The 16,274-nt window shown below is 72.5% G+C and carries 13 protein-coding genes and 1 riboswitch; of the genes, 9 read left to right on the top strand and 4 right to left on the bottom strand.

The features are described from left to right. Window positions 1–85: 85 nt before the first annotated feature. A complete protein-coding gene (locus HJC40_RS07715) occupies window positions 86–1,567 on the top strand; it encodes a trypsin-like peptidase domain-containing protein (protein WP_249999672.1) in 1,482 nt (493 codons plus the stop codon). Between the two features lie 10 nt (window positions 1,568–1,577). Beyond that, window positions 1,578–2,297 (top strand): phosphatase PAP2 family protein, encoded by a 720-nt coding sequence (locus HJC40_RS07710; RefSeq protein WP_249999582.1) that lies wholly within the window; start codon window positions 1,578–1,580, stop codon window positions 2,295–2,297. On the opposite strand, the gene nagA is transcribed toward HJC40_RS07710, so the two are convergent. From nagA to HJC40_RS07695, 3 genes are read right to left on the bottom strand one after another with little or no spacing between them, the layout of a single operon-like run. After that, window positions 2,263–3,354 (bottom strand): N-acetylglucosamine-6-phosphate deacetylase, encoded by a 1,092-nt coding sequence (nagA, locus tag HJC40_RS07705; protein ID WP_249999579.1) that lies wholly within the window; start codon window positions 3,352–3,354, stop codon window positions 2,263–2,265. The two genes, HJC40_RS07710 and nagA, sit on opposite strands and share 35 nt — an antisense overlap. Next, window positions 3,351–4,274, bottom strand: a complete 924-nt coding sequence (locus HJC40_RS07700; protein ID WP_249999577.1) for an ROK family protein — start codon at window positions 4,272–4,274, stop codon at window positions 3,351–3,353. Before HJC40_RS07700 ends, nagA begins: the two co-directional genes overlap by 4 nt. Beyond that, a complete protein-coding gene (locus HJC40_RS07695; RefSeq protein ID WP_249999575.1) occupies window positions 4,271–5,194 on the bottom strand; it encodes an SIS domain-containing protein in 924 nt (307 codons plus the stop codon). Before HJC40_RS07695 ends, HJC40_RS07700 begins: the two co-directional genes overlap by 4 nt. 186 nt (window positions 5,195–5,380) lie before the next feature. On the opposite strand from HJC40_RS07695, the gene HJC40_RS07690 reads away from it, so the two are divergent. The 4 genes from HJC40_RS07690 (at window position 5,381) to HJC40_RS07675 (ending at window position 8,662) form a co-directional block, all read left to right on the top strand. Beyond that, window positions 5,381–6,166: a DeoR/GlpR family DNA-binding transcription regulator gene (locus HJC40_RS07690; protein ID WP_249999573.1), complete on the top strand. Its 786-nt coding sequence runs from the start codon at window positions 5,381–5,383 to the stop codon at window positions 6,164–6,166. Window positions 6,167–6,218: 52 nt separating this feature from the next. Then, the gene (locus HJC40_RS07685) at window positions 6,219–7,214 is read left to right on the top strand and encodes an ATP-binding cassette domain-containing protein (RefSeq protein ID WP_249999571.1); all 996 of its coding nucleotides are present in this window, start codon (window positions 6,219–6,221) and stop codon (window positions 7,212–7,214) included. Beyond that, window positions 7,211–8,224 carry an ABC transporter permease subunit gene (locus HJC40_RS07680; RefSeq protein WP_249999568.1) on the top strand — a complete coding sequence of 338 codons (1,014 nt, stop codon included), beginning with the start codon at window positions 7,211–7,213 and terminating at the stop codon, window positions 8,222–8,224. Before HJC40_RS07685 ends, HJC40_RS07680 begins: the two co-directional genes overlap by 4 nt. 96 nt (window positions 8,225–8,320) lie before the next feature. Beyond that, the gene (locus HJC40_RS07675) at window positions 8,321–8,662 is read left to right on the top strand and encodes a DUF3263 domain-containing protein (RefSeq protein ID WP_249999566.1); all 342 of its coding nucleotides are present in this window, start codon (window positions 8,321–8,323) and stop codon (window positions 8,660–8,662) included. Window positions 8,663–8,669: 7 nt separating this feature from the next. On the opposite strand, the gene HJC40_RS07670 is transcribed toward HJC40_RS07675, so the two are convergent. Further along, a complete protein-coding gene (locus tag HJC40_RS07670; RefSeq protein ID WP_249999564.1) occupies window positions 8,670–10,901 on the bottom strand; it encodes an AAA family ATPase in 2,232 nt (743 codons plus the stop codon). A gap of 108 nt (window positions 10,902–11,009) precedes the next feature. On the opposite strand from HJC40_RS07670, the gene HJC40_RS07665 reads away from it, so the two are divergent. From HJC40_RS07665 to thrC, 3 genes are all read left to right on the top strand, one after another. Further along, entirely contained in the window at window positions 11,010–13,790 is a 2,781-nt protein-coding gene (locus HJC40_RS07665) for an alpha/beta fold hydrolase (protein WP_249999561.1), read from the top strand. Beyond that, window positions 13,787–14,650, top strand: coding sequence for an ABC transporter permease (locus tag HJC40_RS07660; RefSeq protein WP_249999558.1), 864 nt, complete (start codon window positions 13,787–13,789; stop codon window positions 14,648–14,650). The genes HJC40_RS07665 and HJC40_RS07660 overlap by 4 nt, the downstream gene beginning before the upstream one ends. A gap of 81 nt (window positions 14,651–14,731) precedes the next feature. Further along, window positions 14,732–14,867: riboswitch (SAM riboswitch) on the top strand. 10 nt (window positions 14,868–14,877) lie between these two features. Next, window positions 14,878–16,161, top strand: coding sequence for a threonine synthase (gene thrC, locus HJC40_RS07655; protein ID WP_249999556.1), 1,284 nt, complete (start codon window positions 14,878–14,880; stop codon window positions 16,159–16,161). Window positions 16,162–16,274 lie beyond the last annotated feature (113 nt).

Genomic DNA, 16,274 nt, shown 5'->3' with positions numbered 1-16,274 from the left:
GCCGCAGGTGGCTCGTTACACAGATGCGAGAACGCCGGATTAGTACATATGTCCTCGATATGACGTGAATGGCGGTTTGACGACAGTGCCCCTGAAGACCGGTCGACGTAAGGCAGCCATAGCGATCGCGGCATGCGCCGCCCTGGTGCTGGCCGGTGCGGCCGGGACGACCGCCTGGCATGCCGCCGGCACCGGGAGACCGGTCGGTTCCTGGCACGAGGGGCCGGCCGCGGTCGCCCGGACCCCGGTCTCGGCCGAGCAGGCGCGGGAACAGGCAGGGGAGGCCCCGGCGCCCGGAGCGGGCCCGATCGTGGCGTCGTCGACCGCCGCGCCGGAGCCCGGCGAGACCACTGAGCCCGGTGGGACCGTCGAGCCCGGTTCGATCACCCCGAGCGCCTCGGCCGGGGCGCCCGAGGACGACCCGGAACGCCCGGTCGAGTCGGGGCGAGTGGTCGAGGCGGGCCAGGCGAGCGACGGGGCTGGGCGGCAGCGGGTCGGCGAACTGGTCAGCGTGCGCAAGCTGCTCGGCTATCTCGAGGGAAAGCCGCGGCGGGAGACGTTCCGCTATCCGGGAGCGTCGTACGTCAAGCTGCACTTCTCCCGGATGGAGCTGCAGCCCGGCGACTACGTGACCGTGTCGAGCGCCGACGGCACCGAGAACTACCGGTACGACGCTCCGGCCGCCACCGAGCGCGGAGAACGCTGGGCGATGTCGGTCACCGGCGACACGGCCGTGCTCGAGGTGCACCGCGGCGCCGGGGCCCGGCCCGAGGTGGGCGGCCCGGCCGGCTCGCTGGGCGTGGACGTCGACCGGGTGGCGCGCGGCTACAGCCGTACGGAACAGGACCGGCAACCGGAGAAGCAGCTCATGGCCCCGGCCCGCACGGGTCGCGAGGAATCGGTCTGCGGTGCGGACACGTCGGCCGACGCCGCGTGTTTCCGCTCGAGCGACCCGGTGGCGTACACGAAGTCGAAGGCCATCGCCCGGTTGCTGATCAACGGCACGGAGCTGTGCACGGGTTGGCGGATCGGCACGAAGAACGCCATGCTCACCAACAACCACTGCTTCACCAACACGGCCGAGGCCTACAACACCGAGGTCTGGTTCAACTACCAGTGCGCCACGTGCGGCGGGTACGACGTCTACCAGCCGACCAAGGTGTGGGGCGCCAAGGTCATCGCCACCGACCGCACCTACGACTACACCTTGTTCACGGTCAGCAACTTCGCGTCGGTGCAGAAGTTCGGCCATCTGAGCCTCGACACCAAACGGCCGGCCAAGAACCAGAAGCTCTATGTGCCGCAGCACCCGGCCGGCGAGCCCACCCGGATCGCCGGGTCGCTGGGCGAGAAGGCCGGGAACTGCACGGTGGCCAACCCCGGCTACGACGGGTACGCGGCCGGCTCGGACGTGGCGTACTACTGCGACACCGAGGGCGGCTCGTCGGGCTCGCCGGTGCTGTCGCGGGCCACGAACAAGGTCGTGGCCCTGCACCACTTCGGCGGCTGTCCCAACTCGGGCGTACGGGGCGACCTGCTCGCCACGAAGCTGGCCAAGTACCTCTAGCTTTAGAGGCGTGCCGGAGAAGAAGAGCTGGTGGCTCGACGCCGTCCTGGTGGCGGCGTTCGCCGCGATCACCGTGGCGCTGCTGCGCGGCCACCTGCTGGGGCTGGACGAGCGGGTGGCCGACTGGTCGCTGAGCCACCAGCCGGCGGTGCCCTACTGGACCGCCCGCGTGCTCAACTACCTGGGCCAGGGCGGCCAGGTCCTCATGCCGCTGTCGTTGCTGCTGAGCGGGCTGCTGGCCTGGCGTACCCGCTCGGTGCGGGCGGTGTTCCCGTTCGTCGCCGGGTTCGTGCTGACGTACGTGACGATCGGCCCGCTGAAGATCTGGGCCGACCGGGCCGCTCCCCGGTTCGACGGCCCGGAGCGGGTGGTCATGCACAACCCGTACGCCGAGGGCCCGTACGCGATGAGCTATCCCTCGGGTCACCTGGGCAACTCGCTGGTCTGGTACGCCGTGCTGGCGATGCTGATCGCCGCGCTGCTGCGCCGGCCGCTGCACCGCTGGGAGATCTATGCCCTCCGGGTGGCGCCGGTCGTCATCGTCTTCGGCACGACCGTCTACACCGGCTTCCACTGGCTGACCGACTCGATCGCCGGGCTGCTGCTCGGGGTCGTGCTGGCCCGCCTGATCGAGCGGATCCCGTTCGACCGGCTGCCGCTGCCTGCCCTGGGCGGCTGGGAGAGGCCCGCCGGCCTCAGACCCAGCGACCGGAGCGCATCACCCGTTTGACCTGCAGGTCGGGCGAGAGGACCACGAGGTCGGCGCGGAGCCCGGCCTCGAGGGCGCCGACGTCGCCGAGCCCGAGCACCCGCGCCGGGGTGGTCGAGGCCATCGCCACCGCCTCGGCCAGCCCGATGCCCGCCGCGACCGTGTTGCGCAGGGCCTCGTCCATGGTCAGCGTGCTGCCGGCGATCGAGCCGTCCCGGGCCAGCCGGGCCGCCCGATCGGCCACGACGACCTGCTGGCCGCCCAGGTCATAGGTGCCGTCGGCCATGCCGGTGGCGTCGATCGCGTCGGTGATCAGCGCGGCCTTGTCCGGGCCGGCCGTGCGCGCGGCGAAGGCCAGCATGCCCGGGTGCAGGTGGATGTTGTCGGCGATCAGCTCGCAGACCACCGGCGACGAGAGCAGCCCGACCACGGGCCCGGGCTCGCGGTGGTGCGGCGGGCGCATGCCGTTGAACAGGTGCGTGCCGACCGTCGCGCCGGCGTTCACGCCGGCCAGCGTCTGCTCGTACGTGGCATCGGTGTGCCCGACCGCGGCGGCGACCCCGTGCTCGCGCAGCAGGGCGATGGCCTCCAGGGCGCCGGGCAGTTCGGGGGCGATCGTCACCAGCCGGACGGCCCCCTCGCCGAGCTTGATCAGCTCGGTCAGCTCGTCGGCCGACGGGTCCCGCAGGAACTCCGGGTTCTGCGCGCCGCACCGTACGCCGGAGAGATAGGGCCCCTCGTAGTGCACCCCGCCGATCACGCCGGCCTCGACCAGCGGGCGGTAGGCCGCGGTGGCGTCGCGCATGAGCTCGAACGGCGAGCTGACCAGGCTGGCCAGCATCGTCGTGGTGCCGTGACCCAGGTGGAAGGCGGCCGCGCCGCGCGCCGCGGCCACGTCGCCGGTGGTGAACGTGTGCCCGCCACCGCCGTGGCAGTGCAGGTCGACGAAGCCCGGCACCACGATGTCGTCGCCCGCGCCGCCGGCCGCCTCGACCGACAGGATCGTCGGCCCATCCACCTCGACGTACCCCTCGACGACGGCGCCGGGGCGGACGATCCTGCCGCCGATGCGGGTCATGCCAGATCCTCCAGGTGGTCGAGGGCGAGCAGGGCGGCGCCGATGCAGCCGGCCTCGTCGCCCAGGCCGGCCCGGACGAACCGGGGCGGGCGTTGAAAGGTGATCCGCTCGCGGAACGCGTCCTCGAGCGGGTGCAGCAGCGCGTCCCCGGCCTCGGCCAGTCCGCCGCCGATGACGAAGACGCCCACATCGAACAGGGCCTGCGCGGTGACCAGCCCGTCGGCCAAGGCCTCGACGGCCTCCTGCCAGACCGTGCGGGCGAGCGCGTCGCCCCGGCCGGCCCCGGTGACCACGTCGAGGGCGGTGGCCCCGGGGGCGCCGGCCAGCTCGGCGTAGCGCCGCCCGATCGACTTGGCCGAGCCGTAGGCCTCCATGCAGCCCTGCTGCCCGCACAGACAGGGGGTGCCGCCGCGCCGGACGACGATGTGGCCCAGCTCGCCGGCCGCGCCGTGGGCTCCGGAGTAGCCGGCGCCGCCGACCACGAGCGCGGCCGCTATACCGGTGCCGATGGCGACGAAGAGCACGTGCCGGTGCCCCTGGCCGGCGCCCAGCCGAGCCTCGGCGATGCCACCGACCCGGACGTCGTGACCGAGCACGGCGGGCACCCCGAGCCGTTCCTCGACGCGGGCGCGGACGGGCACGTCACGGAAGCCCACGTTCGACGACCAGACGGCCAGGCCGTTCTCCTCGTCGACGACACCGGGGACGGCCACCCCGGCGGCTACCGGCTCGAGGCCGTCGGCGCGCGCCTTCGCGGCCAGCCCGTCGGCCACGTCGAGGATGGTCTCCAGTACGGCGTCCGGCCCGCGCTCGGCCAGGGTGGGGTGCCGCTCGGTGTGGTGGACCGTCCCGTCCGGACGGACCAGCGCGCATTTCATGCCCGTCCCGCCCACGTCGAGGGCGACCACCACCCGGCTCATGCCAGGACGATCGATCGGGTCAGGTTGCGCGGGTGGTCGGGGTCGAGGCCCTGGCTGGTGGCCAGCAGTACGGCCACGCGCTGGGCGACGACCAGGTCGGCCAGCGGGTCGAGCGGGGCCCGGCCACCGCACCAGCTGCCCAGCGCGGCGTAGCCGCCGTGGTGGCGGCTGTGCACGAACAGCGCACCGGTCGCCTCGACCTCGTCGGCCAGGCCGGTCGGGATGTCGCCGAACGCCCACACCGCGCGGCGCGGGGCGGCGATCGAGATCGGGCCGTGCCGGTAGTCCATCGCCGGGTAGGCCTCGGCCCAGAACATGGCCGCCTCGCGGCACTTGAGCGCGGCCTCCTCGGCCAGCCCGACGGTCCAGCCGCGACCCAGGAAGGTGATCTGCTCGACCAGCGCCGGGTGCACCGGCAGCGGCAGGCGGATCGCGACCTCGGCGTCGGCGGCGGCCGACTCGACGTCCTCGCCGAGATGGGCCCGGAGCAGGGCGAGGCTGCTGGTGGCGAAGCGGGTCTGCACGACCGATTGCTCGTCGGCGAAGTCGAGCAGCACGGTGTGGTCGGCCAGCCGCGCGGCCGGCTGGGCGCCGTCGGCGGTGAGCACGGTGGTCGGGGTGCCGCCGGCCAGGTCGTTGAGCACGTCGAGGACCTCGGTGGTGGTGCCCGAGCGGGTGATCGCGACGACCCGGTCGTACCGGCGCCGGCGCGGGAACTCGGAGGCCTGGAACGCGTCGGTCTCGCCGTGGCCGGACTGCTCGCGCAGCGACGCGTACGCCTTGGCCATGAACCACGAGGTGCCGCAGCCGACCACGGCGACGCGCTCGCCACGGATCGGGAGGCCGGGGGCGTCGGCCAGCTTCGCGGCCTGACGCCAGCACTCCGGCTGGCTGGCGATCTCCGCCTTGACGTATGTCATGGGCCACCCCTCACACCGCGTGCGCATAAGCGCTCGGTACCCGGCTCTTTCGAGCGTCATTCTGCGCGGAAGGCTGGCGCGGACGCAACCGTCGTCACCGCAGCGCGCAGGCCTGATCTTTGCTTCCCCGGCTTTCGCGCACTAATGTGCACACTCTTATCACGGAATGTGCAGCGGGGAGTCTGGGTGGACCGGTACGCGCGGTGGAATGCCCTGCTCGAGTTACTCGCCGAGAGTGGCCGGGTCAGCGTCGAGGACGCGGCCGAGCGCCTCGACGTCTCGCAGGCCACCATCCGCCGCGACTTCGACCAGCTGGCCCAGCAGCAGATGATCACCCGCACCCGGGGCGGCGCGGTGGCCAACGGCGTCTCGTACGACCTCCCGCTGCGCTACAAGAGCGCCAAGCACTCCGCCGAGAAACAGCGCATCGGTGAGGCCGCCGCCGGGCTCGTCACCCCCGGCACGGTCGTCGGGCTCAACGGCGGCACCACGGTCACCGAGGTCGCGCGGGCCCTGGCCGTACGCCCCGACCTGAACGCGGGCAGCGAGGGCTCCCAGCTCACCGTGGTCACCAACGCGCTCAACATCGCCAACGAGCTGCTGGTGCGCTCGCGCATGAAGATCGTCGTGGCCGGTGGCGTGGTCCGCCCGCAATCCTTCGAGGTGGTCGGGCCGCTGGGCGGCGCGCTGCTCAAGGAGGTGACGCTCGACATCGTGCTGCTCGGCGTCGACGCGGTGGACGTCGAACTGGGCGCCGCGTCCCACCACGAGGGCGAGGCCGCGATGAACAGCCTCATGGTCGCCCGGGCCAAGCGGGTCGTGGTCATCGCCGACTCGTCGAAGCTGGGCGGTCACGCCTTCGCCCGGATCTGCCCGATCAGCAAGATCGATACGCTGGTGACCGACTCCGGCGCCTCGGCCGACGTCGTCGCCCGGTTCCGCGAGGCCGGCGTCCACGTCGTCTGCGCGTGAATGTGAGGCTTTCCAGCAGTGCATATTGACGGGTCTGTCTAGAGTCTCGCCCGTGACTGCCGTATTGGAGATAGCCGGGCTGCAGAAGACGTACCGCAGCCGCAAAGGTGTGCGAAAAGCGCTCGACGGCTTCGACATGACCGTCGAGGCGGGCCAGGTGCACGGCTTCCTGGGACCCAACGGATCGGGCAAGACGACCACGTTGCGGACGCTGCTCGGGCTGATCCGGCCCAACGGCGGTCGGATGGCGATCCTGGGGCGGGAGGTCCCGGAAAGCCTTCCCGAGGTGGCGGGCCTGGTCGGCGCGATCGTGGAGAGCCCGCAGTTCTTCGGCAACTTCACCGCGCACGACACGCTCTCGCTGCTGGCCGACGCCGGCGGGGTCCGCAAGGAACGCGTCGTCGCGGTCCTCGAGCTGGTCGGCCTGCGGGACCGCTCCAAGGACCGGGTCAAGACCTACTCGCTCGGCATGAAGCAGCGCCTGGCGGTCGCGTCCGCGCTGCTCAAGGAGCCGAAACTGCTGATCCTGGACGAGCCGGCCAACGGCCTCGACCCCGGCGGCATCCGCGAGATGCGCTCGCTGATGCGCAACCTCGCCGAGTCGGGCATGACCGTCGTGCTCTCCAGCCACATCCTCGGCGAGATCCAGCTCATCTGCGACTCGGTCACGATCATCTCGGCCGGGCGCCGGGTGGCCGCCGGCTCGGTGTCCGACGTGCTGGCCAGCCACACCTCGTCGACGGTGCGGGTCAGCCTGGAGCCGGGCGTGGACATGCGTACCGCGATCGAGCTGCTGCGGGCCAACGGCGCCCAGGTGACCGCCGAACACGACCACTTCACCGTGGGCAACGCCGGCAACCCGGCCCAGATCACCCGGATCCTCGCCGAGCGCGAGATCTACGTGAGCGAGCTGACCCCCGTGTCGGCCGACCTCGAGAGCGTCTTCCTCGAACTCACCGGCACCGCGCCGGTCGAGGGCCAGAACCGCCAGGTGGACCAGACGGCGGCGGCCTCTCCCGCGCCGGCGAGCGGAGGGTGGGGTCAGTGAGCCTCTACAGTGCCGAGACCCGGCGGCTGACCAAGCGCCGTTTCACCAAGCTCTTCCTGCTCGGCGTGACACTGATCCTGGCCGCCGTCGCGGTCGGGATGTTCTTCACCAACCAGAAGCTCGGCCCCGATCAGATCGCCTCGGCGCAGGCCCAGGCTCAGCAGGACTACGAGCGCTCGCTGGAGCAGTTCGGGCGGGACCTGGCCGACTGCCGGGCCGCGCAGGGCACCGACCGGGCCGACCGGTGGCCGCCCAACTGCGAGGGCATGGTCGAGCCGACACGCGAGGACTTCCAGGCGCAGTGGTACATGCCGGCCACCTTCGACTTCCGCGAGACCTTCCCGAGCATGGTGACCACGCTGGCGGCGCTGCTCGCGCTGGTGGCGTTCATCGTCGGGGCGTCCTTCGTGGGCGCCGAGTGGAGCAGCGGCGGCATGATGAACCTGCTGCTCTGGCGGCCGCAACGGTTGCGCGTGCTGGGCACCAAGCTGGCCGCGCTGCTGGTCTTCTTCACGGCGCTGACGGTGGTCTTCTCGGCCGTCTGGACCGGCCTGTTCCATCTGATCGCCCAGGCCCGCGGCAGCACGGCGGGCATGACGTCGGGGGCGTGGCAGTCGATCGCGCTGATGGAGCTGCGCGGCCTGGTCCTGGTGATCGTGGCCGGCGCGGTCGGCTTCGGCCTGGCCTCGCTGGGGCGGCACACCGCGATGGCGCTGGGGGTGACGATCGGCGCGCTGATCGTCTTCCAGTTCGGACTGGGCACGGTGCTCGAGCTGGCCGGCGTGAAGTTCGCCGAGGCGTACCTCATCCCGATCTGGATGATCGCCTGGATGGACAAGGAAGTGAAGATCGAGGACTCCAACTCCTGCGACTTCTCGTCGGCGGCCGGGGGCTGTCAGCCCGATGCGCTGACGCTGACCTGGCCGATGGCGGGGGCCATCCTCGCGGGCGTCTTCGTGCTCGTCGTGGTGGCGTCTATGTGGACTATGCGTAGTCGGGACGTGACCTGAGGTAACGTCGACCGCGCCTGCGGAGCGGGGGCCGACGGACTTATGCTGACGGTCCCCGTTCGTACATCTGTGCTCGTCTTTCTCTTTGGGAGCGTCATGCAGCCGGCCGCGGACCCGTCCGAAGAGCAGCAGCACATCCCGTCGCCGCGGACCGGGCCGGAGCCGCCGGCCGCCGAGCCGGACGTGGCCCCGGCCGGTGCCGCCCGGCCCGCTCTGAGCGAGCGTGAGCAGCAGATCCTCGCCTTCGAGGCGCGCTGGTGGAAGCACGCGGGCTCCAAGGAGCAGGCCATCCGCGACACCTTCGACCTCGGCTCCACCCGCTATTACCAGCTGCTCAACACGCTGCTCGACAACCCGGCCGCGCTGGAGCACGACCCGGTGCTGGTCGGCCGGCTCCGCCGCCTGCGCTCCACCCGGGCCCGCACCCGCCGCCGCTAGCCGGCGCCTAGGCCTGGTGCGTCTCCGCGTACGCGGCCAGCCAAGCCACCTGACCCGGGTCCAGCGACGGCCGCACCCGCTGCCGGGCCGTCGCCACGTTGCCGGCGGTGACCGTCGTCGCCTCGAGCGACTCGCGCATCGCGGACAGGGCCGACTCGCGGATCAGGGCCGCGCAGTCGGCGGCCGAGAACCCCTCCAGCTCGGCGCCGAGCCGCACCAGGTCGACCTCCTTGTCGAGCGGCACCGACTTGGCCGACGCCTTGAGGATCTCGGCCCGCGCCTCGGCGTCCGGCGGCGGCACATAGACCAGCCGTTCCAGCCGCCCCGGCCGCAGCAGCGCCGGGTCGATCAGGTCGGGCCGGTTGGTCGCGCCGATGACCACGACGTTGCGCAGGTCCTCCACCCCGTCGAGCTCGGTGAGCAGCGCGGCCACCACCCGGTCGGTGGTGCCGCCGTCGTTGGCCTGCCCCCGGGTCGGCGCCAGCGCGTCGACCTCGTCCAGGAAGACCAGGGTCGGCGCCGCCTCGCGGGCCCGGCGGAACAGCTCGCGCACCGCGCGCTCACTGTCGCCGACCCACTTGCTCAGCAGCTCGGCCCCCTTGACCGACAGCACGTTGGCCTTGCCCGTGCCGGCGATCGCCTTGACCAGATACGTCTTGCCGCAGCCGGGCGGGCCGTAGAGGAGCACACCCCGCGGCGGCGAGACCCCGAGCCGGGCGAACGTGTCCGGGTAGGTGAGCGGCCACAGCACCGACTCGGTCAGCGTCTGCTTGACCTCGACCATGTCGCCCACGTCGTCGAGGGTCACCGACGCGACCTCGAGCGTCGAGTCGGCCATCGAGGTCGGCCGGACGACGTCGAGGGCGGCCTCGAAGTCGGCCATGGTCACCTTGGGCGCCTCGGGCTGCTCCGGCGCGGCCGCGGCGTCCTGACCCCGGTCGGTCTGCCGCAGGGCGGCCCGCACGCCGGCCTCGCGGGCGAGCGCGCCCAGGTCGGCCGCGACGAACCCCGGGGTCCGCCCGGCGACGTCGTCGAGGCGCACGTCCTCGGCCAGCGGCATGCCCCGGGTCAGCACCCGCAGCTGCTCGAGCCGCATCGCCGTGTCCGGCAGGGGCACCGCGAGCTGCACGGCCAGCAGTTCCGGCGAGCGCAGCGCCGGGTCGACCGACTCGGGCCGGCTGGTCGTGGCGACGACCGCCACCCCGGCCCGGACCGTCTCCTCGAGCACCTGGCGGAAGACGATCGAGATCGGGCCCGGCTCCTCGCGGGGCGCCAGCGCGTCGACATCCGAGAAGAGGAGCACCGTCGGGCCGCCCTGGCCGGCCTCGCGGGCCAGCTCGCGCAGCCGGCCCGCGGCCGCGGTGTTGGTCAGCGCGGCCAGCCCGGGCGCCCAGACCTGCACCACCCGGGCCTCGACCTGGGCGGCCACCGCGCGGACCAGCGCCGACTTGCCCGAGCCGGCCGGGCCGGAGATCAGCACCCCGAGCGAGATGGTGGTGCCGAGACGGTCCAGCACCTCCCGGTGGTTGAAGCCGAGGTCGAGCAGCTCCTGCAGCTCCTGGGCCTGCGCGCGCATGCCGGGGAGGTCGTCGAGGCTCAGCGGCGGCACCTCGGGGTCGGTGGCCGCGAGCTCCCCGGCCGAAGCCTGCGGACCGGGCACCGGCGTCGACGTCGTGCCGTCCTGCCAGCCGACCACGGTGTCCATGGTGACCACGGCGGCGTCCGCCTCCTCGACCTCCACCACGGTGAGCAGGGCGACGTTCCACTGATAACCGAGCCGGTTGCGCAGCCGGCGGTGCGCGTTGGCCACCTGGGGGCGCCCGGCCAGCGGCAACACGTCCTGGGGGCGCAACGAGACGCGATCGCCCACGCTGACCACCTTGCCGAGCAGCGCCAGCCGCAGATCCTCGGGCGAGGTCAGCGCGACGATGTCGTCCGTGGCGGCGAGGGTGACCCGCCGGGCGGCCACCGCCGGCCGCCGGATCACGGCGACCTCGGTGCCCTCCCGGACCCCCAGGTTGCCCAGCGTGATGTCGTCGACGTGGAGCAGTTTCTGACCGGCCGCCGGATCGGCCTTGGCGGCCAGCGCGGCGGTGGTCGTGCGGCCCCGCAGCCGCACCGGATCGCCCGGGTTGATCTGCAGCGCCTCCATCACCTCGGGAGGCAGCCGCACGATGCCGCGACGGTCGTCGAGCCCGGCCGGCCGCAAGGTCACGGTCAGCTTCAGTTCCTTGTCCACTCGGGCGGCCCTTCGATCGACGTCTGATCTCGATACTCCACGCTATCGCCCGACCGCTCCTGAGAGGTTTCACAGGATCGCTCAGTCGCCTGCGGCTAGCGTTCAGGCATGTCATGGACGAGCCGGCTGCGCCGCGCCCTGCCCCGGCCCTCCCGCGGCCGCCTCCTCGCCGGTTCGGCCGTCCTCGTGCTCGTCGCCGGGCTCACCGGCTGGGCCGTGTGGCCCGAGCGGGCCGCCTGGACGGCCCAGGACGCGATGATCACGGTCCTCAGCGGGCCCGACCGCAACGAGAACGTTTCCCTCGACACCCGGCTCTACCTGCCCCGCGACCGCTCCGGCCGGGTGCCCGCGGTGCTGCTCGCCCACGGCTTCGGCGGCACCAAGGAGTCGGTCAGCGACGACGCCGAGTCGCTGGCCGGGCGGGGTTACGCGGTGCTGACCTACACCGCCCAGGGCTTCGGGCGCAGCGGCGGGCAGATCCACCTCAACAGCCCCGATCACGAGATCCGCGACGCGCAGGGCCTGCTCGACTGGCTCGCCGCCCGCCCCGAGATCCAGACCGACGGCGCCGGCGACCCCCGGGTGGGGGTGGTCGGCGGTTCCTACGGCGGGGCGCTCGCGCTGATGCTGGCCGGTCAGGATCAGCGGGTCGACGCGATCGTCCCGTCGATCACCTGGAACGACCTGACCAACGTCTTCCTGCCGCAGTCGGCCGACACGTCGGCCACCGGCGTGTTCAAGAAGGGCTGGGCCGGCGTCTTCTTCGGCAACGGCGGGGCGGTGCCGTCGGAGGGCGCGCTCGCGGCCGGCGGGGCCGGGGCGCCACCGGCCGGGGTCACGATCGACCCGGCCTGCGGGCGGTTCGCCGCCGACGTCTGCGCGGCCTATCTCGACGTGGCGACCACCGGCAACCCCGAGCAGAAGACACTCGACCTGCTGCGCCGGTCGAGTCCCGCGTCGGTCGTCGAGCGGATCAAGTCCCCCACCCTGCTCATCCAGGGCGCGGTCGACACGCTCTTCCCGCTCAGCGAGGGCGACGCCAACGCGCGCTCCATCGCCGCGACCGGCACCCCGGTGCGGGTCGCCTGGTTCACCGGCGGCCACGACGGCGGCGCCGGGCCGCAGACCGACCAGGACAGGGTGCGGGCCCTGACCGCGCAGTGGCTCGACCACTACGTCAAGGGCGCGGGCGACGCGCCGTCGGGCAGCTTCACCTACTCGCGGGTGGCCGGCTTCAGCGCGCTCGACCGGGGGCTCGTCACGAACGGGTACTCGACCGGCACGTACCCGGGTCTGAGCGGGACCGGAAGCACCCGGGTGGAACTGGCCGGCCCGGCCCAGCCGATCGCCAACCCGCCGAACGGCAACCCCGGCGCGATCTCGTCGCTGCCGGGCACCGGGGGGCAGTTGAGCACGCTGCTGGCCGGCGTCGCGGCCGACATCCCCGGGCAGTACGCGAGGTTCGAGAGCCGGCCGGTGGGCTCGGCGATCGACCTCGCCGGGTCGCCCACCGTCCGGCTGCGCGCCGCGTCGCCGACCGGGGAGGCGACGCTGTTCGTCAAGCTCTACGACGTCGACCAGGCGGGGGCGCCGACGTTGACCGCGGGCCTGGTCGCGCCGGTGCGCCTGACCGGCCTGCCGGCGTCGATCGACGACGCTCCGGAGCGCACGGTCCGGCTGCCGGCGATCGTCCGCCGGATCGAGGCCGGCCACACCGTACGCGTCGTGGTCGCCACCACCGACCAGGCCTTCCTGTCCCCGGAGCAGCCGGCCACCTACACGGTGCAGGTGGCTCCGGCCCTCGAGCTGCCGACCGTGGTGGGCACGCCGATCGCCAACCCGCAGACCGTCTGGCGTTACGTGCTGGCCGGTCTGCTCGCCGCGATCGTGGTCGGCCTCGTCGTGCTGCTGCTCGTGCGGCGGCGCCGGATGCGACGGCACGAGACCCCGACCCGGCCCGAGTACGCGGGTACGCCGTTGGTGGTCAGCGGGCTGCGCAAGGCGTACGCGGACGGGTTCGTCGCCGTGGAGGAGATCAGCTTCACCGTCGAGCGGGGCCAGGTGGTGGGCCTGCTCGGCCCGAACGGCGCCGGCAAGACCACCACGCTGCGGGTGCTGATGGGCCTGACCATGCCGACCGCGGGCGAAGCGCTGGTGTTCGGCCACCGGCTGGTGCCCGGCGCCCCGGTGCTGTCGCGGGTCGGCGCGCTGGTCGAGGGGCCGGGTTTCCTGCCCCACCTGACCGGGCTGGAAAACCTGCACGCGTACTGGAAGGCGACCGGCCGGCCGTGGGCCGACGCGCGCTTCGACGAGGCGCTGGAGATCGCCGGGCTGGGCGACTCGGTCCACCGGCGCACCAAGAAATACAGCCACGGCATGCGGCAGCGGCTGGCCATCGCCCAGGCCATGCTCGGCCTGCCCGAGCTGCTGGTGCTGGACGAGCCGACGGACGGCCTCGACCCGCCGCAGATCGCCGAGATGCGCCGGGTGCTCAAGCGGTACGCCACCGACGGCCGGGCGGTGCTGGTCTCCAGCCACCTGCTCGCCGAGGTCGAGCAGACGTGCACGCACGCCGTCGTGGTCAACAAGGGCCGCATCGTCGCGTCCGGCCCGGTCGAGGACATCGTCGGCGACTCGCCGTCGGTGCAGCTCGAGGTGTCCGACGTGCCGGCCGCCGAGCGGGTGCTGGACGAGCTGGGCGTGCGTTCGGTGCTGCCGGACGGCGCGTCCGGGCTGATCGTCGACATGAACGGCACGCCGCGCTCCGAGGTGGTGGCCTCGCTGGTCCGGGCCGGTGTCGGGGTCGACCGGGTGGTGCCGCGGCGGAGGCTCGAGGACGCCTTCCTCGCGCTGGTGGGCGACAACTCGCGGGGGAGTGGCGACCGATGAGCGTTTCCACGGATTCGGGTGCCGTCGGCTATCGGCCGTCGCGCACCATGCCGATCTGGGCCGAGGTACGGCGTCAGGCTTCGCGCCGGCGGACGCAGCTGGCTCTGGGCTTCATGGCCCTGCTGCCGCTGATCGTGCTGGCCGCCTTCGAGTTCGGCGGCGGTGAGGACGAGGAGAGCGGCGGAGCCTTCGACAGCCTGGTCGATCTGGCCACCTCGGGCGGCCTCAACTTCGCGCTGTTCTGCCTGGCCGTCTCGGCCGGTTTCCTGCTGGTCGTGGTGGTCGCGCTGTTCTGCGGCGACACGGTCGCCAGCGAGGCCAGCTGGGGCAGCCTGCGCTATCTGCTGGCGGTGCCGGTGCCCCGGGCCCGGCTGCTCGCGGTCAAGCTGATCGTCGCGCTGGGCTACTCGGCGGTCGCGCTGCTGGTGCTGACCGGGGTGGCGTTGATCGCCGGGACGCTGCGCTACGGCTGGCACCCGCTGGGCAGCACGGTGGCCGCCGAGATCGCCCCCGGGCCGGGTCTGCTGCGGCTGTTCGCGATCGTCGGCTACCTGGCCGTCTCGATGCTGGTCGTGGCCGGGCTGGCGTTCCTGCTCGGGGTGCTGACCGACGCGCCGCTGGGCGCGGTCGGCGGCGCGGTGATGCTCTGGATCCTGTCGAGCATCCTCGATCAGATCACCGCGCTGGGGGACATCCGCTACCTGTTGCCGACGCACTTCAGCGACGCCTGGATGGGGTTGCTCTCCACCCCGGCGCAGTCGGACGACCTGGTCAAGGGGGCGATCAGCGCGGTCGCCTACGCCACGCTGTGCTGGGGCCTCGCGTTCTGGCGCTTCACCCGCAAGGACATCACTTCATAGCCAGCGCAGTGGCTCACACCTCGGGATCCCGCGAGCCTGATCAAGGGAATCCGACGTAAGGTGTTGGAAACACAACTGAATACCTCATCCAGAGGGGCAGAGGGAACGGCCCGATGAAGCCCCGGCAACCACCGCGTGGTCTCGACGACGAGGCTCGCGCGCGGCAGGTGCTAATTCCGTCCCCGGTCCGGCAGATCGCCGCGGGGAAAGATGAGAGGAAAGCCTCGATGACGTCTGCCGTCAGCACACCCGCTGCCATCTCCACCTCGCCCGCCACGGGTCTCGTCTGCCGTGCCTGCGGCGCCGAATACCCGCTGGTCGCCCAGCACGCCTGCTACGAGTGTTTCGGCCCGCTCGAGGTGGCCTACGACCAGGCCGCTCTCGCGCGGGTCACCCGTGAGCAGATCGAGGCCGGCCCGCAGAACATCTGGCGGTACGCGGGGCTGCTTCCCACCGGGCAGGACCCGGCCACCCGGGTCACCCTCGACCCCGGCCTGACCCCGCTGGTCGGTGCGCCCGCCCTGGCCGCCGCGGTCGGCCTGCGGGCGCCGCTCTGGGTCAAGGACGACTCGGCCAACCCGACCCACTCGTTCAAGGACCGGGTCGTCTCGGTGGCCCTCACCGCCGCCCGGGGCCTCGGCTTCACCCGGTTCGCCTGCGCCTCCACCGGCAACCTGGCCAACTCGGTGGCCGCCCACGCAGCCCGGGCCGGCGTCCCCAGCATCGTCTTCATCCCGTCCGATCTGGAGCAGGGCAAGATCATCACCACCGCGGTCTACGGTGGCGAGCTGGTCGCCATCGAGGGCTCCTACGACGACGTGAACCGGCTCTGCGGCGAACTGGTCGAGACCGACGAGTTCGAGGACACCGCGTTCGTCAACGTGAACGTCCGGCCGTTCTACGCCGAGGGCTCCAAGACCCTGGGCTACGAGGTGGCCGAGCAGCTGGGTTGGCGCATCCCGGCCCAGGTGGTCATCCCGATGGCCTCGGGCGAGCTGCTGACCAAGGTCGACAAGGCGTTCTCCGAGCTGGTCGAGGCCGGCCTGGTCGAGGCGCCCGAGGGTGGCTGGACGGTCTTCGGGGCGCAGTCGGCCGGGTGCAACCCGATCGCCACCGCGCTGCAGGCCGGCACCGACGAGATCGTCCCGGTGAAGCCGACCGGCATCGCCAAGTCGCTGAACATCGGCGACCCGGCCGCCGGGGCGTACGCGATCGAGGCCGTCCGCCGCACCGGCGGCTGGATGGACTACGCCGACGACGAGGAGATCCGCGCCGGCATCCGGCTGCTGGCCGAGACCACCGGCGTCTTCGCCGAGACCGCCGGCGGCACCACCGTCGCGGTGCTCAAGAAGCTGGTCGCGAGCGGCAAGCTCGACCCCGAGAAGGAGACCGTCGTCTACAACACCGGCGAGGGCCTCAAGACGCTGGACGCGGTGGCCGACCAGGTCGGGCCGACCCATCGGATCAAGCCGTCGCTGAAGGGCGCCCGCGAGGCCGGCCTGCTTGGATGACGCTGAGTAATCGGCGATCGGTCAACAAGTGAGAATTCCATCGCGAGAGGGCTTGCGCCGGGATCTCGGGATCGGCAGGATGCTCTCTGCGGGAGGGCGCGACGCCGTACGCG

The organism is Actinoplanes sp. M2I2, from assembly GCF_023544445.1.
Taxonomy (GTDB): Bacteria; Actinomycetota; Actinomycetes; order Mycobacteriales; family Micromonosporaceae; genus Actinoplanes.
Note: the sequence above shows the minus strand (reverse complement) of the source record. Positions and strands in the feature narration are given on the sequence as shown.